General features: G+C 75.6%; 16 protein-coding genes. 5 read left to right on the forward strand and 11 right to left on the reverse strand.

The window, feature by feature from the left end; all coding sequences use genetic code 11:
* Positions 1–4,959: beta-ketoacyl synthase N-terminal-like domain-containing protein (locus AB0H75_RS44935; RefSeq protein WP_367807172.1), on the reverse strand; the 4,959-nt coding region annotated here is incomplete at its 3' end.
* Between the two features lie 274 nt (positions 4,960–5,233).
* Here AB0H75_RS44935 and AB0H75_RS44940 point away from each other — a divergent pair.
* The gene (locus AB0H75_RS44940; RefSeq protein WP_367807174.1) at positions 5,234–6,646 is read left to right on the forward strand and encodes a condensation domain-containing protein; all 1,413 of its coding nucleotides are present in this window, start codon (positions 5,234–5,236) and stop codon (positions 6,644–6,646) included.
* A gap of 20 nt (positions 6,647–6,666) precedes the next feature.
* A complete protein-coding gene (locus tag AB0H75_RS44945) occupies positions 6,667–8,187 on the forward strand; it encodes an amino acid adenylation domain-containing protein (RefSeq protein ID WP_367807176.1) in 1,521 nt (506 codons plus the stop codon).
* 118 nt (positions 8,188–8,305) lie between these two features.
* On the opposite strand, the gene AB0H75_RS44950 is transcribed toward AB0H75_RS44945, so the two are convergent.
* Complete coding sequence (locus AB0H75_RS44950) at positions 8,306–8,557, reverse strand: phosphopantetheine-binding protein (RefSeq protein WP_367807178.1); 252 nt, start codon at positions 8,555–8,557, stop codon at positions 8,306–8,308.
* A 194-nt stretch (positions 8,558–8,751) separates the two neighbouring features.
* Between AB0H75_RS44950 and AB0H75_RS44955 the strand changes: the two genes are divergently transcribed.
* Genes AB0H75_RS44955 through AB0H75_RS44965 form a run of 3 tightly spaced genes read left to right on the forward strand, consistent with a single transcriptional unit; the run spans position 8,752 to position 12,506 of the window.
* Complete coding sequence (locus AB0H75_RS44955; RefSeq protein ID WP_367807180.1) at positions 8,752–10,389, forward strand: condensation domain-containing protein; 1,638 nt, start codon at positions 8,752–8,754, stop codon at positions 10,387–10,389.
* 6 nt (positions 10,390–10,395) lie between these two features.
* Positions 10,396–11,301 (forward strand): LPD16 domain-containing protein, encoded by a 906-nt coding sequence (locus AB0H75_RS44960; RefSeq protein ID WP_367807182.1) that lies wholly within the window; start codon positions 10,396–10,398, stop codon positions 11,299–11,301.
* 5 nt (positions 11,302–11,306) lie between these two features.
* Positions 11,307–12,506 (forward strand): cysteine desulfurase family protein, encoded by a 1,200-nt coding sequence (locus AB0H75_RS44965; protein WP_367807184.1) that lies wholly within the window; start codon positions 11,307–11,309, stop codon positions 12,504–12,506.
* A gap of 15 nt (positions 12,507–12,521) precedes the next feature.
* Here AB0H75_RS44965 and AB0H75_RS44970 read toward each other — a convergent pair whose 3' ends face one another.
* From AB0H75_RS44970 to AB0H75_RS45010, 9 genes are all read right to left on the reverse strand, one after another.
* A complete protein-coding gene (locus tag AB0H75_RS44970) occupies positions 12,522–13,355 on the reverse strand; it encodes a hypothetical protein (RefSeq protein WP_367807186.1) in 834 nt (277 codons plus the stop codon).
* Positions 13,352–14,248: a glucose-1-phosphate thymidylyltransferase RfbA gene (rfbA, locus tag AB0H75_RS44975; RefSeq protein WP_367807188.1), complete on the reverse strand. Its 897-nt coding sequence runs from the start codon at positions 14,246–14,248 to the stop codon at positions 13,352–13,354. Before rfbA ends, AB0H75_RS44970 begins: the two co-directional genes overlap by 4 nt.
* A 16-nt stretch (positions 14,249–14,264) precedes the next feature.
* Positions 14,265–15,524 carry an ABC transporter permease gene (locus tag AB0H75_RS44980; RefSeq protein WP_367807190.1) on the reverse strand — a complete coding sequence of 420 codons (1,260 nt, stop codon included), beginning with the start codon at positions 15,522–15,524 and terminating at the stop codon, positions 14,265–14,267.
* Positions 15,521–16,699 carry an ABC transporter permease gene (locus AB0H75_RS44985; protein WP_367807192.1) on the reverse strand — a complete coding sequence of 393 codons (1,179 nt, stop codon included), beginning with the start codon at positions 16,697–16,699 and terminating at the stop codon, positions 15,521–15,523. Before AB0H75_RS44985 ends, AB0H75_RS44980 begins: the two co-directional genes overlap by 4 nt.
* A gap of 2 nt (positions 16,700–16,701) precedes the next feature.
* The gene (locus AB0H75_RS44990; protein ID WP_367807194.1) at positions 16,702–17,688 is read right to left on the reverse strand and encodes an ABC transporter ATP-binding protein; all 987 of its coding nucleotides are present in this window, start codon (positions 17,686–17,688) and stop codon (positions 16,702–16,704) included.
* On the reverse strand, positions 17,685–18,740 hold the full coding sequence (locus AB0H75_RS44995) for a nitrous oxide reductase family maturation protein NosD (protein ID WP_367807196.1): 1,056 nt from the start codon (positions 18,738–18,740) through the stop codon (positions 17,685–17,687). The genes AB0H75_RS44990 and AB0H75_RS44995 overlap by 4 nt, the downstream gene beginning before the upstream one ends.
* Positions 18,737–19,345: a hypothetical protein gene (locus AB0H75_RS45000; protein WP_367807198.1), complete on the reverse strand. Its 609-nt coding sequence runs from the start codon at positions 19,343–19,345 to the stop codon at positions 18,737–18,739. Before AB0H75_RS45000 ends, AB0H75_RS44995 begins: the two co-directional genes overlap by 4 nt.
* On the reverse strand, positions 19,342–20,124 hold the full coding sequence (locus AB0H75_RS45005; protein WP_367807200.1) for an alpha/beta fold hydrolase: 783 nt from the start codon (positions 20,122–20,124) through the stop codon (positions 19,342–19,344). The genes AB0H75_RS45000 and AB0H75_RS45005 overlap by 4 nt, the downstream gene beginning before the upstream one ends.
* A 62-nt stretch (positions 20,125–20,186) precedes the next feature.
* On the reverse strand, positions 20,187–21,029 hold the full coding sequence (locus AB0H75_RS45010; RefSeq protein WP_367807202.1) for an ester cyclase: 843 nt from the start codon (positions 21,027–21,029) through the stop codon (positions 20,187–20,189).
* Between the last annotated feature and the right edge of the window lies 1 nt (position 21,030).

Here is a 21,030-nt window from a genome sequence, read left to right on the forward strand (position 1 = left end):
CACCACCTGCGCCGCCACCCCCGCCGCCGCCCACACCCGCGCCAGCGACACCATCACCGCCCACAACACCGGCTGCACCACCGCCGACCCCACCAACTCCGGCGCCCCCGCCTCCCCCCGCAACACCCCGGCCACCGACCACCCCGTCAACGACCGCACCACCGCATCACACCGCTGCAGCGCCTCCCGGAACACCGCACACGAATCCAGCAGCTCCACCGCCATCCCGGCCCACTGCGACCCCTGACCCGGGAACACCAGCACCGTCCCGGTCTCGCCCGAGGTCACGCCCGTGATCACCGAGCCGTGCGGGCGGGCGTCGGTCACGGCGTCCAGCGCGGCCAGCAGCTCCTCGCGGCCGGCGGCGACGACCACGGCCCGGTGGGCCAGTTGCGCGCGCCGGGCCAGCTCCCGGCCGGCCGCGGGCAGCTCGTCGTCCGCCAGGGACGCGGCGTACTCGCGCAGCCGTGCCGCCTGCGCCCGCAACGCCCCCGCGCTCTTGCCCGACACCACCCACACCAGCACACCAGCACCGGCCAGCGGCACCTCCCCCGAACCCACCCCCACCGGCTCAGGCGCACTCTCCACGATCACATGCGCATTCGTCCCACTGACCCCGAAACTCGACACCCCCGCCCGCGCCGGCCCCGCCAACTCCACCGGCTCCACCAGCAACCGCACCCCACCCGCCGACCAATCCACATGCGAAGTGGGCTCCGTCACGTGCAACGTCCTGGGCAGCACCCCATGCCGCAGCGCCATCACCATCTTGATCACACCCGCCACCCCGGCCGCCGCCTGCGTGTGACCGATGTTGGACTTGACCGAGCCCAGCCACAGCGGCCGGTCCGCCAGGCGCTCCCGGCCGTAGGCGGCGATGACGGCTTCGGCCTCGATGGGGTCGCCGAGCCGGGTGCCGGTGCCGTGCGCCTCCACCACGTCCACGTCGGCGGGCGCCAGCCCGGCGTCGGCCAGGGCGTGCCGGATGACCTCCTGCTGGGCCTGCCCGCTGGGGGCGGTGAGGCCGTTGCTGGCGCCGTCCTGGTTGACCGCGCCGCCCCTGATCACGGCCAGGACGGGGTGGCCGTTGCGGCGGGCGTCGGACAGGCGCTCCAGGAGCAGCACGCCGGCGCCCTCGGCCCATCCGGTGCCGTCGGCCGTGGCGGAGAACGCCTTGCACCGGCCGTCGGCGGCCAGGCCGCCCTGCCTGCTGAACTCCACGAACATGCCGGGGCTCGACATCACGGTCACCCCGCCCGCCAGCGCCATCGAGCACTCGCCGCGCCGCAGCGCCTGGGTGGCGAGCACGATCGAGACCAGCGAGGACGAGCACGCCGTGTCCGTGGTGATGGCCGGGCCGCGCAGGCCGAGCGTGTAGGAGACGCGGCCGGAGACGACGCTGAGCGCGGTGCCGGTGAGCAGGTGGCCGTCGGCGGTGCCGGTGGGCTGGTGCAGGCGGGGGCCGTAGTCGGGGGCCATCGCGCCCGCGAACACGCCGACGGGCGCGCCGCGCAGCGCGGCGGGGTCGATCCCGGCCCGCTCCAGCGCCTCCCAGCAGACCTCCAGCAGCAGCCGCTGCTGCGGGTCCATGGCGGCGGCCTCGCGGGGGCTGATGCCGAAGAAGGCGGGGTCGAACAGGTCGGCGTCGTGGACGAAGCCGCCGTGCCGGGTGTCGCTGGTGCCGGTACGGCCGGAGCCGGCGGCGAAGAGCGCGTCGAGGTCCCAGCCGCGGTTGGCGGGGAAGTCGCCGATCGCGTCCGTGCCGGACAGGACCAGCCGCCACAGGTCCTCGGGCGAGGTGACCTGCCCGGGGTAGCGGCAGCCGATGCCGATCACGGCGACGGCGTCACCGCCCGAGGAGTCGGAGTCGCCACCGGAGGAGGAGGCGGCGGCGGAGGCGAAGGAGGCGGCGGAAGCGGTGGCGGAGGCGGGAGCGGCCGACGCGGCTTCGGCGGCGGGTGCCGCGTCCTGGAGGGAGGCGGCGGCGAGCAGGGCGTGGAGGTGGCCGGCGAGCCGGTCGGGGGTCGGGTGGTCGTAGAGCAGGCCGGTCGGGAGCCGCAGCCCGGTCGCGGCACGCAGCCGGTCGCGCAGCTCGACGGCGCCCGCCGACTCCAGCCCCAGGTCCTTGAACGTGCGCCCGGCCGGCATGTCGGCCGGGTCCTCGTAGCCGAGCAGGCGCGCCGTGGCGGACAGGACGAGGCCGCGCAGCTCCTCGCGGGAGCGTGCCGCCGTGGCCGCGCCGTCCTGCACCGGCCCGGCCTCGACCGCCGCGCCGCCGGCCGGTGACGTGCCCGTGCCGGGCACGCGCGGCCTGGGGACGGCGGCCTGGGACGGGGCGTGGTGGCGGCGCTGGAAGGGGTACGTCGGCAGGTCCACGAGCCGCCCCTGCGGGCAGAGCCGCGCCCAGTCCACCGGGGCGCCCCAGGCGTGGGCCTGGGCCAGCGAGCGCACGAACCGGTCCGGGCCGCCGTCGTCGCGCCGCAGCGTGCCGGTGGCGGACACGTCCAGGCCGGCCTCCTCCGCCGTCTCCTCCACGCCCGCCACCAGCACGGGGTGCGGGCTGCACTCGACGAACAGCTCGCAGCCGGCGCCGAGCGCCGCCCGCACGGCCTGGGCGAAGCGCACGGGCCGGCGCAGGCTGCGGTACCAGTAGCCGGCGTCCAGGCCGGCGGTGTCCATCGGCTCGCCGGTCAGGGTGGAGACGAACGTCGTGGCGGTGCTCACCGGCCTGATCGGGGCCAGCGCCGCCAGGACCTCGTCGCGGACCTGCTCGACCTCGGGCGAGTGGGAGGCGTAGTCGACCGGGAGGATCTTGGTGGGGCAGCCGTCCAGCCTGGCCGCGAGCGCGGTCAGGGTCTCGCGCGGGCCGGACACCACGACGGCGCGCGGCCCGTTGACGGCGGCGACGTGCACGGGCTCCGGCAGCCCGGCGGCGGCCTCCTCGACCGCGGCCAGGGGGGCGGCGACGGACATCATGCCGCCGCGGCCGGCGATGCCGGCGATGGCGCGGCTGCGCAGGGCGACGACGCGGGCGGCGTCCGGCAGGGACAGGGCGCCGGTGACGGTGGCGGCGGCGATCTCGCCCTGGCTGTGCCCGACGACCACGGCGGGCTCGACGCCGTGGGCGCGCCACAGCCCGGCCAGGCCGACCATGACGGCCCACAGGGCGGGCTGGACGACGTCCACGCGGTCCAGGCCGGGGGCGCCGGGGCGGGCGCGCAGGACGTCCAGGAGGGAGAAGTCGGTGAAGGGGGCCAGCGCCTCGGCGCACTCGGTCAGGCGGGCGGCGAACTCGGGCGAGGACGCCAGCAGCTCGCGGGCCATGCCCGGCCACTGCGAGCCCTGCCCGGGGAAGACGAACGCGTGCCCGCCGCCGGTGGCGGTCCCGGTCACCAGGGCGTCGTGGGGCTGCCCGGCGGCCAGCGCGCGCAGGGCGGACAGGCGCGTCCCCCGGTCCGGCGCGAGGACGACCGCGCGCCGCTCGAACGCGGACCTGCTGGTGGCCAGGCTCAGGGCGACGTCGTCCGGCCCGGCGCCGGGGTCCGCGGCCAGCGCGGCCAGCCGGCCGGCCTGCTCGCGCAGCGCGCCCTCGGTCCGCGCCGACACCACCCACGGCGCCCGCCCGGGGGCCTGCGCCTCCGGGTCGGTCGCGGGTGTCGCGGCGGGGGGCGGGGGCTCGGCCAGGAGGAGGTGGCAGTTGGTGCCGCCCATGCCGAACGAGCTGACCCCCGCCACCGCCGGCCGTCCCGCGCCGCCGGGCCAGGGCCTGGCCTCGCGTACGACGTCGAGGCGCAGCTCGTCCAGGGGGATCTCGGGCGGCGGCGTGGTGAAGTGCAGGCTGGGCGGCAGCTCGCGGTGCTTGAGCGACAGCACCACCTTCAGCAGCCCGGCGACGCCGGCGGCGCCCTCCAGATGGCCGATGTTGGTCTTGACCGAGCCCACCAGCAGCGGGTCGCCCGCGGGGCGGGCCGAGCCGTAGGCGGCGCCCAGGGCGGCGGCCTCCACCGGGTCGCCGACCTTGGTGCCGGTGCCGTGCAGCTCGACGTAGCGCACCTGCTCGGGCCGCACCCCGGCGCGGGCGCAGGCGAGCGTGATGACCTCCCGCTGGGCGGGGGCGCTGGGCACGGTGAGGCCGTCGCCGCCGCCGTCGTTGTTGACCGCGCCGCCGAGGATGACCGCGTGCACCGGGTCGCCGTCCGCCAGCGCGTCCGCCAGCCGCCGCAGGACGACCAGCGCGCCGCCCTCGCCGCGCACGTACCCGTTGGCGCGCTCGTCGAAGACGTGGCAGCGGCCGTCGGGCGACAGCGCGCCGAAGTTGCCGATGGCGGTGGTGGTCTCGGGCAGCAGGTTGAGGTTGACGCCGCCGGCCAGGGCCAGGTCGCTCTCGCCGCGGCGCAGGCTCTCGGCGGCCATCCAGACGGCCACCAGTGACGACGACTGGCCGGTGTCGAGGGTGAGGCTCGGGCCGCGCAGGCCCAGCACGTACGACACGCGGTTGGCGATCATCGCCCGGTTTGCGCCGGTGTAGGCGTGGCGGCCGAGCGCTTCGGGGCCGAGCCGGTCCTGCAGGGCCGCGTAGTCGTTGGAGATGGCGCCGAGGAAGACGCCGGCGGCGCTGCCGCGCAGCGTGGCGGGCACGGCGCGGGCGCTCTCCAGGGCCTCCCAGGCGAGTTCGAGCGCCAGCCGCTGGTGCGGGTCCATGACGGCGGCCTCGTTGGGGGAGATGCCGAAGAAGGCGGCGTCGAAGCCGTCCACGTCGTCGAGGAACCCGCCGCGCGGGTAGGCCGTGCCGGGCCCGCGGCGGCCCTCGGGCGCCTCGGTGACCGCGTCCACGCCCGCGCGCAGCAGCTCCCAGAAGCTCTCGGGGCCGGCGGCACGCGGCAGCCGGCACGCCATGCCGACGACCGCGACGGCGGCCGGCTCGTCCTGTACGGCCCGCTGCGTCGACTCACCAGCCATGAATGCGCCACCTCAAAAAGCCTCGGGAATCGTCGTTTCACGACGCCGACGGTTTATCCGGACGGCTGCGCGCAATTACTCGACAGCCGTGGAGTTCGCGGCTATTACATAGACAGTGCGACCTTAAGGTGGCGGTCCGCCCCGGCACACGCCCGCGCCAGCGGCATGAAGTTGCCACCATTTGTGGCCACCGTCCGCCGCCGCGCCGGCCTTGACCCCGGCCATTCACCTCCGCGATGAATGACGGACGGAGAAAGCTGCGGAGGGGGATGACATGGCCGTCGAGGCGCGGCTCAGCCACGGCCAGCTCTTCAGCTGGCGGGAGGTCGAGCGGTATCCGCGGGACTGGCTGGCGGAGGCCAACCTGCCCAGCACCTGGGACCTGCGCGGCGCCTCCACGGACGGGGTCATGCGGGCGCTGCGGCGGCTGGCCGAGCGGCACGAGGCGCTGCGCACCACCTACCACGAGGTCGGCGGCACGCCGGTGCAGCGGGTGCACGAGGGGGCCGAGCCGCCGGTCGAGCTGGACGACCGGGTGGTCACCGACCCCGGCGAGCACGAGCGGGTCAAGAACGAGATGCTGGCGGTGCCGTTCGCGGTGGAGGGCGACTTCAACTGGCGGGCCCGGCTGGTCAGCTCGCGGGGCGCCCCGCTGTACATGGCGCTGACGTTCTCGCACCTGATCGTGGACCTGTGGTCGATCCACCACCTGCAGGACCAGTTCAAGGCGCTGCTGGCCGACCCGGGGGCGACGGCGGTGACCGGGCCCGCGCCGCGCGAGCTGGCGCGGCGGCAGCGGGAGGAGCCGTGGCGGGCCCGGCAGGAGGGCTCGGAGCGCTATTGGCGCGGCGTGCTGGCCGAGGGGCTGATGGACGCCCTGCCCACGCTGCCGGCCCGGGTGAAGCGCGACCGGCTGGAGCTGACGCTGCACTCGCGCGCCCTGGGCGGGTACGCGGCCGAGGCCGGCCGGATGCACGGCGTGACGGCCCCGGCGGTGCTGATGGCGTTCGTGGCCGCGGGCCTGGCCCGCCACCTGGACACCGAGCGGGTGACGTTGAGCCTGATGTCGTCCAACCGGTTCGCGCCCGAGGACCAGCACAACGTGGGCACGATGAACCAGCTCATCCCGTTCGTCGCGGGCGTGGACCCGCGCGCCACGCTCGCCGAGCACGTCAAGCGCCTGCACTGGGCGAGCGCCAGGGCCTACCGGCACTCCAGCTACGACTTCGACCGGATCGCCGTCATGGCGGGCGAGCTGGGCGAGCGGCCCGGGCACGACTGCTGGATGAACCACCTGTTCCGGGCCTGGTTCAACTACATCCAGGTGGACCGCAGACCGAGCGACGCCCGCGACCCGGCCCCGGCCGAGCTGGCCTGGACGCCGCTGGCCCAGCAGTACGGGCAGGCGTTCCGGGTGCGGGTGGAGGTGCGCGGCGGCCGGACCAGCGTGCTGCTGCTGGCCGATCCCGAGGTGCTGCCCGCCGCGGCGATGACCGACATCATGCGGACGGTCGCCGCCGGCGTGCGGCTGGCGGTGACCGACCCGGGGCGCGCATTGAAGGACCTGTGGGGCGCGGGCACGGCGCCGCCCCCCACGCTGTTCCCGCCCGACGTCCCCGATCCCCACGCCCCCGATCACGGCGTCCCCGATCCCCCCGCCCCCGATCCCGACGTCCCTGACCAGTGAGCCCGCATCGTGGAGGGGCCATGCCACGCACGCTCTACCGGTGGTTCGCCGACTCGGCGGCCCGCCACAGCGACCGGATCGCGCTGGAGGCGGGCGGCGGCCGGCACAGCTACGCCGAGCTGGACGCGCTGTCGCGGCGGCTGGCCGCGGAGATCGCCGGCGCCTGCGGCGGCCCGCCCGCCCGGGTGGGCCTGTACGCGGCGCGCGGCCTGTTCGCCTTCGCCGGCTACCTGGCCGTCCAGCGGCTCGGCGCGACCGCCGTCCCGCTGAACCCGGCCGCGCCGGACGCCCGCAACCGGGCGGTGGCCGCGGCCGCCGCGCTGGACCTCGTGCTGGCGGACGCGGCGCTCCCCCCGTGCGTGCTGCCGGCCGCGACGCTGTCGGTGCGCCTCGACCGGCTGGACGCCGGGCCGCGCGGCGTCCCCGACACCGGTGACGCCGACCTCGACGCGCCCGCCTACGTCCTGTTCACCAGCGGCTCCACCGGCGTGCCGAAGGGCGTGCCGGTGCGGCACCGCAGCGTGGACGCGTACCTGTCGCACGTCGTCCCCCGCTACGGGCTGGGGCCGGGCTGCCGCCTGTCGCAGACCTTCGACCTGACCTTCGACCTGTCGGTGTTCGACATGTTCGCCGCGTGGGGCGGCGGCGCGACGCTGGTCGTCCCGGGCCCGTACGACCTGCTCAAACCGGCCACGTTCGTGGCGCGCGAGCGGCTGACGCACTGGTTCAGCGTGCCGTCGGTGGTGTCGCTGGCCGCGCGGCGGCGCCGGCTGGCGCCGGGGTCGATGCCGTCGCTGCGCTGGAGCTTGTTCTGCGGCGAGCCGCTGACGCTGGAGCAGGCGCGGGCGTGGCGGGCCGCCGCCCCTGGCGGCGTGCTGGAGAACCTGTACGGCCCGACGGAGGTCACGATCAGCTGCACGCAGTACCGCCTGCCCGCCGAGCCGGAGCGCTGGCCGGAGACGGCCAACGGGACGGTGCCCATCGGGCTGCCCTATCCCGGGGTGGAGCACCTGGTGCTGGACGGCGCCGGCCGGCCCGCGGCGGAGGGCGAGCTGTGCCTGCGCGGCGTGCAGCGCTTCCCCGGCTACACCGACCCCGAGGAGAACGCGGGCCGCTTCGCCCGCTCCGACGGCACGCCCGCCGAGCCGCCCGAGGACGGCCGGGTGCCGCCGGAGCTGTGGTACCGCACCGGCGACCGGGTGGCCTGGCGCGACGGGCTGCTGGTCCACCTGGGCCGCCTGGACCAGCAGGTGAAGATCTCCGGCCACCGGGTGGAGCTGGGCGAGGTCGAGGCGGCCCTGCGCGGCCGGCCGGGCGTGCACGAGGCGGTGGTGCTGGCGGTGCCGGACGCCGACGGCGAGCCGCGGCTGGCCGCGGCCTGCACGGGCACCGGGCTGGACCCGGCGGCGCTGGCCAGGGGCGTGGCCGAGGTGCTGCCCGGCTACATGGTGCCGCGCTCGATCACCCTGCTCGACGCGCTGCCGCTGAACGCCAACGGCAAGGTGGACCGCCGCGCCACGGCGGCCGCCCTGCGCCCCTGACCCCGGCCTGCTCCCCGCACCCCGCACGCCGGACGGCCGCCCCCGCGAGGGTGGGGCGGCCGTCCGGGATCGGCGTGCTCAGCGCAGCGTCGGCGTGCTCAGCCCAGCGTCGGCGTGCTCAACGCAGCGGCGGCCACACGGTGGCCAGCGTCTGCCAGAGCGAGCCGACCGTGGCGAAGGTGGACTCGTTCAGCAGCTCGTCGGGCAGCTCGATCCCGTACGCGTCCTCGACGTCCACCAGCAGCCGCACGACCCCCATCGAGTCGAGCCCGAGCGCGCCCAGCTCGTCCTGCGGGGCCAGCGTGCCGGAATCGGCGTACGGCAGATGCGTCCGCAGAATGCTCTGAAAACCGTCGGGTATGTCCAGCATGGCCCAGCCCCCATCTCCAGGATCAACCCTTTTTATCGAAGGCTGCCGAAATCCAGGGGCCCCGGTCAATATGCCGGCCGCTGACAGGTTGTGCCGTGCCGAACCGGCCATCGCGCACCCGTTGCCCCGGGGCCGGGTGACGGCCAATTCTCGTGGTATTCGGATAGCGCGAATTCCGCTGGGGTGAATGCCTGATGAAATCCGCGAGCCTGTGCTGGGGGCAGCGCTACATGTGGCTGCGCGTCCATCAGCTCCCGCCCGAGCACCAGCACGAGACGCACGTGGTGCTGCGTTTCGAGGTGCCCGCCGGGCTCACCGTCGTCCAGTGCCGGGCGCTGCTCAGCCATCTCGCGCGCCGCCACGAGATCCTGCGCACGACCTACCACCTCGACCCGGAGCCCGGGCAGCGGGTGGACCCGCCGGGCCCGCTGCCGGTGACCGTGGTCACCACGGAGCGGGACGGCACCCCCGCCCCGGCCGGCGTGCTGGACGAGCTGGGCCGCCGGCCGTTCGACCTGTCCCGCGAGTGGCCGGTCCGGGCCTGCCTCGTCACCACCGGGGGCGTGCCCCGGCAGTGCGTGCTGGTCTTCAACCACCTGGCGGTGGACGTCTGGACGCTGGGCGAGATCAAGCGGGAGCTGCGCGCGCAGTCCACCGGCCTGGCCGCCCGCCGCCCGGCCGCGCTGGCCCCGGTCCGCGCCCAGCCGTCCGACCTGGCCCGCCACGAGGCGTCGGCGGACGCGGCGATCGTCGCGGCCCGGTCGATGGCGTACTGGCAGGAGGGGGTGGCGCGGCTGCCGCGCGACCCGTTCGCCCGCCGGCGCCGGCCCGCCGAGGGCGCCGGCCACGCGACGCTGGTCTCGCCCGCGCTGCTCGCGGCCGGGCGGCGGGTGGCGGCCCGGCACGGCGTGTGGCCGTCGCTGGTGCCCGTGGCGGCGTACGCGGCGATGATGGCGCTCTACACCGGGCAGCGCACGGTCGGCTGCCAGGTGTTCGCGGGCAACCGCGAGGCGCATCCCTACCCGGACGTGCTGACCTGCATGTTCTCCCCGATGCTGGTGACCGTGGACGCCGCGGGCGACCCGCCGTTCGGCGTGCTGCTGCGGCGGCTGGCCGAGGGCTTCGAGCGGGCGAAGGAGCACTCGTACGTGCCCTACGACAAGGTCGTCGAGATGATCTCCCGCGAGGGCTCCCGGCGCGGCGGCGAGGTGCGGCTGGGCTCGGAGGTCAACTTCATCAAGCAGCGCACCAAGGAGTACCGCGGCCGCCGCACCGCCTTCACCTGGAACCCGGCGCCGCTGTCGTGGGCCCGCTGCGGCCTGGACACCTACCTGCGCGTGGACGAGTGGTGCGACGCGGTCTCCCTGTCGCTGCACGCCGCCGCGGCGGTCATGGGCCCGGCGGACGTCGAGTGGTTCCTGCGCGGCATGGAGTCCCTGGTGCTCGCCCACGACGCCGCCGCGGGCGACGAGACCGGGGCCGCGGCGCGGGCCGCCGGGCCGCCCCCGCCCGCCCCTCCCCCGCTTCCCGGGCACCCGGACCCCGCCGCCCCCGTCCCCGTCCCCGCCCCGGACGCGGCCCTGCGGGCGCTCACCGACGCCGTACGGGAGACGCACGGCCTGTCCCGCGTCGATCCGTCCGACAGCTACGTCCTGGCCGGCGGCCAGGCCCTGCGCATCCCGCAGGTGCTGGCCCGCCTGAGCGGCCTCGGCTGGGAGGGCCTGACCCTCCACCAGCTCAGCGGGCCCACCCCGCTGGGGGTGCTGGCCACCCGGCTGGCGCCGGGCCCGCGAAGCCCGTCCTCCACCCAGATCCCTAGCAACTCGGAGTAGATGGTCATGGACAACACCCTTACCGGCCAGGTGGCCAAGAGCCGCCGCCTGGTCGCCTCGGAGCAGGAGCTGCGCCAGGCGATCGCCCGCGAGCTGCCCGCCGGTGACCTCGGCGACCTGGTGGTCATGGGCGGCCACTTCATGCTGTTCGAGGACCCGTCGTCCGGCCGGCTGACGCCGGGCGTCATCGAGGAGCAGCAGGACGAGACCATGCGCGGCCGGATCGCCGGCCGGGTCGGGATCTTCCCCGGCTACACCTGGCGGATGTCGATCGAGCTGCTGAACGAGTACGCGGCGGCGGGCGCCGACGCCCGGCTGCTGCTGCTGATCAACGACTGGCAGTACGTGCCGACGGGCGGCCGCCCGGCCAGTGAGCTGCGGGCGGAGTTCTTCGAGGGCCTGACCGCGCTGCCCGCCTCGTACGAGAAGGCGCTGTGCGAGGCCGGCCTGTCGCAGGAGAGCGTCCTGCCCAGCAGGAAGCATCCGCTGGCCTTCCCCGAGACCTGGCTGAAGTACCGCTTCCAGAAGGCCGCCGACCGCTTCGTCAAGGAGGGCCGGCTGGAGAAGCGTTACCTGGACCCCGGCCCGCGCGAGACCGGCTCCCGGGACACCGAGGTGGCCTTCCTGGACGCCGACGGCAACTACCGCACGCTGATCAGCTGCGGCATCACCGGCTGCGCCGGCGAGATCACCGAGATGGTGTCGGAGGTGTACCGGGCGGGGCACCGCAACCTGCTGATCTTCGCGCCGGGCGAGTGCCTGATGCCGGTGGAAACGGGCGTGGACATCGCGCTCAGCCTGTACGACCTGCCCGGCATGCGGGTGGTGATCGCCGACCCCGGCGGCAGCGGCGAGATGTCCGCCGACGAGATCTACGGCAACCTCGTCACCGTCAGCACCTTCCGGCGGTGACGGCGATGACGGAGACGACAGGGACGACGGGGACGACGGGGACAAAGGTCATCTACCTGGACGGCTGCGCCACGACCCGCGTGGACGACGAGGTGCTCGACGCGATGCTGCCGTTCCTGCGGGAGGAGTACGGCAACCCGGCCTCGCCGCACGTGCTGGGCAAGCGGGCCCGGCGCGCGGTGGACGGCGCGGCCGAGTCGGTGGCCCGGCTGATCGGCGCGGACCCCGGGGACGTGGTGTTCACCTCGGGCGCGACGGAGAGCAACAACATCGCGCTGCTCGGCGCGTTCGGCCACGACGAGCGCGCCCCGGTCAACGCCTTCTTCTGCCCCATCGACCACAAGTCGTCGCTGGCCGTCGGGCAGGCGCTGGCCGCCCGCGGCGTCGGGGCGCGCACGATGCGGGTGCGGCCCAGCGGGCAGGTGGACCTGGACGACCTGGCCGCCCGGCTCGACCTGCACACCCGGCTGGCCACGGCCGCCTGGGTCAACAGCGAGATCGGCGTCGTGCAGCCGGTGGCGGCGATGGCGGGCCTCTGCCACGCCGTCGGGGCCCTGCTGCACGCGGACGCGGCGCAGGCGGCCGGCCGCATCCCGATCGCGGTGCGCGAGGCGGGCGCCGACACGCTGGCGCTGTCGGCTCACAAGATCCACGGCCCGAAGGGCGTCGGAGCGCTGTACGTGCGGCCGGAGGTCCGCCACCGGCTGCGGCCGGTGACGTACGGCGGCGGGCAGCACGCGCTGCGCAGCGGCACCGTCCCGACGCATCTCGTGGTCGGGATGGGCAAGGCGTGCGAGCTGGCCGCGGCCCGGCTGGACGCCGAGTGGCGGCGGGTCAGGGAGCTGCGCGCGACGGCGCTGGACGTGCTGGCGGCCGGCGTCCCCGGCCTGCGGGTCAACGGCGACCCGGACGCGAGCGTGCCGCACGTGCTGAACGTGGTGCTGCCCGGCGTGCGGGGCGAGAGCCTGGTCTCCAGCCTGCGGACGGTGGCGGTCTCCACCGGGTCGGCGTGCAACTCCGGCTCGCAGGAGCCCTCGTACGTGCTGACCGCGATCGGCGTCCCGGCCGAGGACGCCAACTGCTCGGTGCGGATCTGCCTGGACCCGGCGATGAGCTTCGCGGACCTGGTGCTCGGGGTGGAGCTGCTGGTGGAGCGGGCCCGCGCCCTGGCCGGCGTGGCGGTCGCGACGCGCGGCCGGGCGTGAGCGGATGCCCGGGGTTCAGCCCCCGCCGGGGCCCCCGTTGAGGAAGGTCCTGGCCGCCTGGACGCCCGCCTGAAAACGGCTGGTGGCGTCCAGGTCGCGCATCATGGTCGCGATGTGGCGGCGGCAGCTCCGTACCGACATGCCGAGCTTCCTGGCCACCACCTCGTCGGTGTACCCCTTGGCCATCAGCGCGGCGATGGACTGCTGCAGGTCGTCGGCGACGCCCGCGTAGCCGAAGTCGATGCCCTCCAGCGGCGTGGCCGTCTCCCACAGGTGGGTGAACAGGTCCAGCAGGAACTGGGCGATGCCCTGGTTGTGCACGCGGGCCACGTTGGCCTCGGCCGCCTCCCCCACGCCGAACAGCACGACCAGCGAGCGGTCGAACACGATCGCCGACCTGGGGACGTGGCTGACGGTGTAGATGATCGCGCCGGCGTCGGTGAGGCGCTTCAGCCGCATCCGGGTGGCCACGTCGGCCCGGTTGCGGTGCTGGCAGATGATGCGGACGGTCACGCCCCGGGCGACCAGCCCGACGTAGGTGTCCGACAGCTCCTCGACCACGCCGCCGGCCTGGAGCACCAGCACCTCCTCCCGGCAGCCGTCGGAGGCGGTCTTGAGGAAGCCGCGCACCTCCAGCGTGCCCGCCAGGTACTCCACGGTGCCGCCGGCCTCCCCCTCGCCGCCCTGCCGGGGCCCGAACAGGGTGATGCGCTCGCGGATCTGGTCGATCAGCTCCCGGCGGCGGTAGATCTCGTGCTCCAGGTCCTGGACCGCGCGGCGCAGCTCGGCCGTCCCGGACTCGCCCTCTCCCGCGGGCGGCCCGCCCGTGTACGGCATGGTCAACGTCATGGTCGTGCCTCCTGCTTTCTGTTCCCGAACTGCTCGGCCACCGAGATGACGTACTGGCCGTAGGCGGATGAGCCGAGCGCGACGCCGAGCCGGTGGCAGTCCTCGGCGCCGATGTAGCCCATGCGCAGGGCGATCTCCTCCAGGCAGGCGATCCGGACGCCCTGCCGCTGCTCCAGGAGCTGGACGTACTGGCCGGCCTGCAGCAGGGACTCAGGCGTCCCGGCGTCCAGCCAGGCGAAGCCGCGGCCCAGGTGGACCAGGCTCGCCTTGCCGCGTTCCAGGTAGGCGCGGTTGACGTCGCTGATCTCCAGCTCGCCCCGGCCGGAGGGGGCGAGGTTCTTGGCGATGTCCACGGCGTCGTTGTCGTAGAGGTAGAGGCCGACGACGGCCAGGTTGGAGCGGGGGGCGGCGGGCTTCTCCTCGACCGACAGCAGCCGCCCGGCGGCGTCGGCCTCGGCGATGCCGTAGCGGTGCGGGTCGCTGACCGGGTAGCCGAACAACACGCAGCCGTCCACGTCGCGGCAGGCCTGCCGCAGCAGCTCCTGGAAGTTGTGGCCGTGGAAGACGTTGTCGCCGAGGACGAGCGCGACGGGGTCGTCGCCGATGTGGTCGGCGCCGATGACCAGCGCCTCGGCGATGCCGTTCGGCTCGGGCTGCTCGGCGTAGGAGATGGACAGGCCCAGGTGGGAGCCGTCGCCGAGGAGCCGCTGGAGCTGCGGGGCGTCCTCGGGCGTGGTGATGAGGAGGATGTCGGTGATGCCGGCCAGCATGAGCACCGACAGCGGGAAGTAGACCAGTGGTTTGTCGTTGACGGGCAGGAGCTGCTTGGAGACCGCCAGCGTGGTGGGCAGCAGCCGCGTACCTCTCCCCCCGGCGAGCAGGATGCCCTTCATCGTGTCCCCGTCCTTTCTAGATCACGGTCAGTGCGCGCCGGCGGAACAGGGCCAGCGCGGCGCCCAGCAGCAGCGCGGCCATCCCGGCCAGCACGGCGAGCTGGGGCAGGATGGCGGCCGGGCCGGTGCCGGGCTGGGCGAGGGTCAGCAGCGCGTCCATGCCCCAGGCGTGCGGGAACAGGTGGCCGATGGCGTTGATGACCTCGCCGGACGACTCGCGCGGCCACAGGCAGCCGCCGAGCATGCCGAGGACCACGCCGAGCGGCGGCCCGATCGCGGGCGCCTGGTCGGGGCTGCGCAGCAGCGTCCCGACCAGCAGCGCGGCGCCGGTGGCCACCAGCGAGAACGTCACCACCACGGCCGCCACGCCGACCGGGTCCCCCCAGGAGACGCCGAACGCGGCCGCGCTGACCACGACGATGAGCCCGGCCTGGGCGAGCGCCACGAGGAAGCGGCTCAGCGCCTCGCCGAGCAGCACCGACGAGCGCCGCACGGGCGCGGTGAGCGCGCGCTGGAGCAGGCCGAGGCGGCGGCTCTCGACGAGCGCGGCGGCCACGGCCATGGAGTTGATGAAGGTGAACAGCAGCAGGTTGGCGGGCGCGGTGTAGGCGAAGCCGCGCGGGTCGGCGGCGCCGGCCGCCGAGCCGGTCACGGCGACCCGGCCGGACCGCTCCTGCGCGCGGCGGACCAGCTCGGCGGCCTCGGCCGGGCCGGCGCCCGCGGCCTCGGCGGCGCGGGTGGCCTCGCGGACGGCGGCCACCTTGCCGACGGCGACGTCGAGCGCGCTGCGGGCGGCCAGGCCGCTGCCGTTGGTCTGGGTGACGACGAGGCCGAGCCGGGTGGAGCCGGGCGGGATCACCAGCCCGGCGGCCAGCGCGCCGGAGCGCACGCCCGAGCGCAGCTCGGCGGCCGAGCCGGCCGGGACGACCTCCAGGTCGGGGCGGGCGCGCAGCTCGGCCAGCAGGGCGGCGGTGAGGGGGTCGGAGCCGGGGGCGACCACGCCGACCGGCAGCCGGTCGGTGGTGTTGCCGATGGCCATGCCGACGAAGACGATCGAGACGAACGGCATGACGACCATGAAGAACAGGCCCACCCGGTCGCGGGCGTGCCGCCGCAGGTTGGCGGCCACCAGCGCGAGCACGGGCCGGGGCGTGCCGGGCCTGGGCGTGCCGGGCCTGGGGGCGGCGGGCCCGGAGGCGGGCCCGGAAGTGGGCCCGGAAGTGGGCCGGGGAGTGGGCCCGGAAGTGGGCCGGGAGGCGGGCCGGGGAGCGGTCACAGGAGCATTCCCTTCTTCAGCCCGGCCACGGCGAGCCCGCCGGCGGCCAGCGCGATCGCGCACAGGACGGCGATCGGCCCGGCCACGTCGGCCAGGCCCGTCCCGCCGCCGGCCAGCTCGGTCAGCGCGGCCGAGGTCCAGCCGTTGGGGGTGAGCCGGGCCGCGGCCTGGAGCACGCCGGGCAGGTTGTGCATCGGCACGAGGCTGCCGCCGAGGAAGGCCATCACGAACGAGACCACCATGATCACGCCGTCGGCCTGGGCGTCGGTCCGGACGCGGGAGGTCACCAGCATGGTGATCGCCGCGGCGGCCAGCACGTGGGCCACCAGCACGGCCAGCACGGCCGGCGGATCGCCCCACGTGGCGCCGGAGACCAGGACGGAGGCGGCCCAGGTGACGCAGACGCTGACCAGGGCCAGCGCGAAGCCGACCACGGCCTTGCCGGCGAACGGCACCCAGACGGCCAGCGGCCCGGCCCGCATCCGGTCGAGCGTGCCGAGCTTGCGCTCGGTGAGCAGGCCGCGGAAGGAGGCGCCGACGACGAAGAACGCGAACAGGGCGGCCATGCCGGAGCCGTAGTAGACCGACAGGTCCACCTTGCCGCCGGCCAGCGGGTCGCCGCCGAGCGTCAGCGCGGGACCGGCCGCGCCGTTGCGCTCCACCAGCTCCTTGACCTGGCCGCCGGGCACCCCGGCGAGCAGCACGGCCCGCACGGCGAGCGTCCTGGCGTCCACCAGGGCGGAGATGCGGTCCACGACGGCCCGCGCCACCACGCCGGCGAGCGGCGAGCGGGGCGAGGTGAGCACGTCGATCCGGCCGCCCTCACCGGCGCCGACGCTGCCGCTGAACCCGGCGGGGAAGACGATGGCCGAGCCGATCTCGTCGGCGTCGAGGGCGCGCGCGGCGGCGTCCCTGCTGGGCAGGTCGCGCAGCGTCACGCTGCCCTTGAGCTCGGCCGAGGCGGTGACCTCGCGGCGCACGCTGGCCGGGAACTCGCCGCGGTCCAGGTCCACGATGCCGACGGTGGCCTTCAGCGGCGGGTCGTCGCCGCCGAGGGCGAGGCTGAACAGCGTGGCCAGCGCCACCGGGACGACCACGGCGATGACCAGGGCCGTGCCGTCGCGCAGCCGGGTGCGCAGCTCCAGCGCGGCGATCGTGAGAAGGGCTCGTCTCATGGTCAGTCCCGCAGGGTGCTGCCGGTGAGGTGCAGGAACGTGGCCTCCAGGTCGGGTTCGATGACCCGGGTGGCGGTCACGGTGGCGCAGCCGTCCACGGCGGTGATGAGCGAGGGCAGCAGCCTGCGGCCGCCCTCGGTGATCAGCCGGATGGAGGTGCCGCCGGTCCTGGCGCCCTCGACGACGCCCTCGACGGCGCGCAGCTTGGCCAGGGCGGTCTCGACGTCGCCGTCGAGCGACAGCTCCACCTTGTCGTGGCTGCCGACCAGGCTGATCAGCTCCTCGCGGGTGCCGTCGGCGATGATGCGGCCGTGGTCGATGATGGCCACGCGGTCGCAGACCCGTTCGACCTCCTCCATGTAGTGGGAGGTGTAGAGCAGCGACATGCCGCCGGCGACCAGGCGCTCGACGCCCTCCAGGATGGCGTTGCGGCTCTGCGGGTCCACGCCGACGGTGGGCTCGTCCAGGATCAGCACCTCGGGCCGGTGCAGCAGCGCGGCGCCGATGTTGATGCGCCGCCGCATGCCGCCCGAGTACGTGCCGAGCTTGCTGTCGGCCCGGCCGGCCAGCCCGACCAGGTCGAGCACCTCCTCGATGCGGCCGGGCAGCTCGCGCCGGGACAGGCCGAACAGGCGGCCGAAGAAGCGCAGGTTCTCCCGGCCGGTGAGCTCCGGGTAGAGGGCGACCTCCTGCGGGACGTAGCCGAGCCGGGCCTTGGCCCGCATCGGCTCGGCGGCCAGGTCCACGCCGCCGACGGTGACGCCGCCCGCGTCCGGGCGCAGCAGGCCCACCAGCATGGAGATGGTGGTGGTCTTGCCGGCGCCGTTGGGGCCGAGCAGCCCGTACGCCTGGCCGGCCGCGATCGAGAAGCCGACGTCCTGGACGGCGACCAGGTCGCCGTAGCGTTTGGCGAGGCCCTGACAGGCCAGCGCGGGCGTGGTCACGGTGGTCGCGGTGGTGCTCGTGGCGGTGCTCGTCGGGGGGGTCATCGCCGCCACCCGGGGGTGTCGGGCGGGTCGCCCTTGCCTGCGGTGTTGGCGGCGAAGCACTGGCGGGCCAGGTCCGCGCCGAGCTGGTGGTCGAGCGGGGTGTTGTCGTGGACGCGGTTCCACAGCGCGTGGGTGTCGAGGACGTCGTCGCCGCCCCACTCCCTGGAGCTGCCGAGGACGAGGCCGGCGCCCATGACGGACTCGCCGCTGGGGTGGTTGTCGTGGATGTGGTTGTCGACGACGGCGACCCGGTGGGTGCCGATGAGGGCGAGGCCGACGCCGGAGATGGGCGGACCGGCCGCGCCGAGGCCGTCGGGCTCGGCGCCGGCGGCCAGGTCGTTGCCGTGCAGGTCGTTGCCGGCCACCAGGCAGTCGGTGACGCCGCCCGGCGGCTCGCCCTCGTAGACCTGGTTGAGCAGGAGCATGCCGATGGCGTTGCCGTGGCAGGTGTTGCGCACGGCCCGGACGCCGGAGGAGTTGTCCACGAACAGGCCGAAGGCGTTGCCGTGCAGGTCGTTGCCCTCCACCAGGTGGTCGGACAGGGGGCAGAAGCTGAGGGCGGCGCCGGCGTACTGGCTGCCGCGGGCGCGGCAGGCGGTGATCCGGCAGTCCGTGGACTCGCGCAGGTAGACGCCCCAGACCGCGTTGTCCTCGGCGGCCACGTCGTGGACGGTGACGCGGGCGGCGGAGTGGGCGTACACGCCCGCGCCGGTGAAGCCGCGCACGGTGAGGCCCGCCACGCGGACGTCGGCGACGCCCGCGCCGTGCCCCTTGGCGGGCCCCTTGCCGTGATCCTTGCTGTGGACGGTGACGCCGCTGACCACCTCGGGCCCGGCGTCGTGGAGGCGGGGCACGTCCGGTGCCGCGCCGGACGGGGCGTCGCCGGGGACCAGGACGGTCCGGCCGGGGCCCGCGCCGGTCAGGGTCACGCCGGGGTGCCCGATCCAGACGGCGCCGGCGTGGACGCCCTCGGCCAGCTCGACGTGCGCGCCCGGCCCGGCCTCGTCCAGCACCCGCTGGACCGGCTCGCCGGCCGCCACTTTGATGGTCATGAGGGGGTCCCCTCCTCCTCGACGTAGACGATGGCCAGCGAGACGAACAGCCCCCCGCCCTCGCCCCAGCGGGCCGCACCCGCCACCGGGCCTGCCGTGGGGCCGGGGGCGAGCCTGGCGCGGGCGGCCAGGGCGCTGGCGCCGCGCACGGCGTAGGCGGTGCCGGCGTCCAGCGGCACGCCGGTGGAGCCGGCGAGCTCGCCCGCGGCCTCCTCCAGGAGCCGGGCCGCCCAGCCGGACGGCGGGACGGGCAGGGCCTCGAAGTCGTGCCAGGTGAAGCCGGGCGGGCGTACCCCCACGGCCTTGATCAGGCTCTCCTTGACGGAGAAGGCCGCCACGCCGGGGCCCCGGCCGCGCTCGGCGGGGGTGGTCAGGCGGCGGGCGAAGACGGAGCCGCCGCGCGCCGCCGCCCGGGCGAGCCGGTCGCCGTCCACGATGTCCACCCCGACGAGCACGGTGTCCGCGAGCAGGGTGTCCATGAGCACGGTGTCCGTGAGCGCCGGGCCCGCGAGCGCCGGGCCCGCGAGCGCCGGGCCCGCGAGCGCCGGGCCCGCGAGCGCCGGGCCCGCGAGGCCGCCCTCGGGGGCGCTCGCCAGGGCGCTCATGCGAGCGCTCCCGCGCAGCGGCCGGTGAAGTCGCGCAGCGCGGCGGTGTACTGCTCGGCCCGCTCGACCATCGGGATGTGACCGCTGCCCTCGACCACCAGCACCTCGTTGTCCGGGTACGCGGCCAGCAGCTCCAGCCACGGCCCGACCGGCGTCATGCGGTCGTGGCGGCCCCATACGAAGAACGCCGGGCAGCTCACCCGCTCCAGCGCCGGCCTGACCTGGTAGCGGCGGGTGGCCTTGAGGCTGCGGGCCATGCTGACCATGGACTCCGGCTGCCGCAGCAGGTCCCCGGCCTCGGCCATGCGCTCGGGCGCGAAGTGGCTGCGGCCGCTGTGGAACAGGGCGGCCACCATGCGCTCGCCGAAGTCGTCGCCGAAGGGCCGCACGCTGCCGCGCCGGTCGAAGCTCAGCCCCACGTCGGGGTCGGCGGTCAGGCCGGGCGCGCCGCTGACCACGATGCCGCGCACCCGGTCGGGGCAGCGTCCGGCCAGGTCGATGGCGACCAGGCCGCCGAGCGAGTTGGCGCACACGACGGCCTCCCCGACGCCCGCCCGGTCGCAGGCGCGCAGGAAGGCGTCGCCGAGGCGTTCGATGGAGCCGGCCACCTGGCGGTCCAGCGCGCAGATGGCCTCGTTGGTCCGCAGCACCGGCAGGCCGTCGGCGGCCAGCGCGTGGAAGGGGTGGTCCCAGATCCAGCCGCCGGCGAACAGCGCGGACATGAACACCACGGCCGGCCTGTCGTCGCCGGGCAGGTGCTCGGCGGTGAACTCGTGCATCGGATCTCCAGTCCAGGTTCGCGGGTCGCGGGGTCGCGGGCGCCGGGGGGCGCTGGGGGCGGTCAGAGGGTGGGGACGGCGGCGGGGGTCCAGCCGCAGCCGCAGGCCGCGTCCGTCCGCACCGGGGTGGCGCACTCCGGGCAGCGGGCGTAGTCGCGCGCGCTGACCGGACGCCAGACGCTGGTGTGGACGCGGGTGCACAGGCCGGACTTGAAGAACCGGCGCATGGCCCGCTGGTGCGGCCGGGCGTGGACGGCCCGGACCGACTCCAGGCGGTCGTAGGCGCTCAGCGTGTACTTGCGGTCGCCGAGGTCGAACGTGGTCACGCCGAGGAAGCCCCGGGCGGCGCGCAGCGACTTGACGATCTCGACGCTGAGCAGGTCCACCTCGGCGGCCTCGGCGTCGTCGCGCACCTCCAGCCAGGTCAGGACGAGCGCGCCCGGACGCTCGGTGCGGGCGGTGCCGGCGCGGGCGCTGACGCCGAACTCGCGGGTCTCGTCGGCGGCGGGGACGAAGCGGGCGGTGTGGCCCAGGGAGCCGGCCAGCGCCAGCCGGTCGTAGGAGCGGCGCACGTGGGCGCCGGCGGCGTCCACGGTGACCAGGTCGGTGCCGGTGACCTCGGCGCGGCCGCCGGTGGCGGGCATGCCCAGGTAGGCGGCGCGGTGGTCGGCGCGCAGCGTCCAGCGGACGGCGGCGGCGTCCGCGTCGCCGATCACGCGCTCCACCTCGAAGCCCGGGTCGCGGAAGCGGTCCAGCGTCGCGGCGGCGTGCGCGGCCAGGTCGGGGCCGGTCAGGACGCCGCCGGAGTCGGGGTCGGCGTAGCTGGCGGCGGTGGCGGCGACCGCCTCGGGGTCGCCGTCCCGCCATGCCTGCAGGTGGTCCTGGGCGAGCTTGCGGGCGTCCATG

The organism is Nonomuraea sp. NPDC050783 (genome assembly GCF_040802095.1).
Taxonomy (GTDB): domain Bacteria; phylum Actinomycetota; class Actinomycetes; order Streptosporangiales; family Streptosporangiaceae; genus Nonomuraea.

Coding starts and splice junctions, on each gene's coding strand:
- AB0H75_RS44940 (WP_367807174.1), top strand. CDS start 5,234: ATGGCCGTCGAGGCGCGGCTCAGCCACGGCCAGCTCTTCAGCTGGCGG.
- AB0H75_RS44945 (WP_367807176.1), top strand. CDS start 6,667: ATGCCACGCACGCTCTACCGGTGGTTCGCCGACTCGGCGGCCCGCCAC.
- AB0H75_RS44950 (WP_367807178.1), bottom strand. CDS start 8,557: ATGCTGGACATACCCGACGGTTTTCAGAGCATTCTGCGGACGCATCTG.
- AB0H75_RS44955 (WP_367807180.1), top strand. CDS start 8,752: ATGAAATCCGCGAGCCTGTGCTGGGGGCAGCGCTACATGTGGCTGCGC.
- AB0H75_RS44960 (WP_367807182.1), top strand. CDS start 10,396: ATGGACAACACCCTTACCGGCCAGGTGGCCAAGAGCCGCCGCCTGGTC.
- AB0H75_RS44965 (WP_367807184.1), top strand. CDS start 11,307: ATGACGGAGACGACAGGGACGACGGGGACGACGGGGACAAAGGTCATC.
- AB0H75_RS44970 (WP_367807186.1), bottom strand. CDS start 13,355: ATGACGTTGACCATGCCGTACACGGGCGGGCCGCCCGCGGGAGAGGGC.
- rfbA (WP_367807188.1), bottom strand. CDS start 14,248: ATGAAGGGCATCCTGCTCGCCGGGGGGAGAGGTACGCGGCTGCTGCCC.
- AB0H75_RS44985 (WP_367807192.1), bottom strand. CDS start 16,699: ATGAGACGAGCCCTTCTCACGATCGCCGCGCTGGAGCTGCGCACCCGG.
- AB0H75_RS44990 (WP_367807194.1), bottom strand. CDS start 17,688: ATGACCCCCCCGACGAGCACCGCCACGAGCACCACCGCGACCACCGTG.
- AB0H75_RS44995 (WP_367807196.1), bottom strand. CDS start 18,740: ATGACCATCAAAGTGGCGGCCGGCGAGCCGGTCCAGCGGGTGCTGGAC.
- AB0H75_RS45000 (WP_367807198.1), bottom strand. CDS start 19,345: ATGAGCGCCCTGGCGAGCGCCCCCGAGGGCGGCCTCGCGGGCCCGGCG.
- AB0H75_RS45005 (WP_367807200.1), bottom strand. CDS start 20,124: ATGCACGAGTTCACCGCCGAGCACCTGCCCGGCGACGACAGGCCGGCC.
- AB0H75_RS45010 (WP_367807202.1), bottom strand. CDS start 21,029: ATGGACGCCCGCAAGCTCGCCCAGGACCACCTGCAGGCATGGCGGGAC.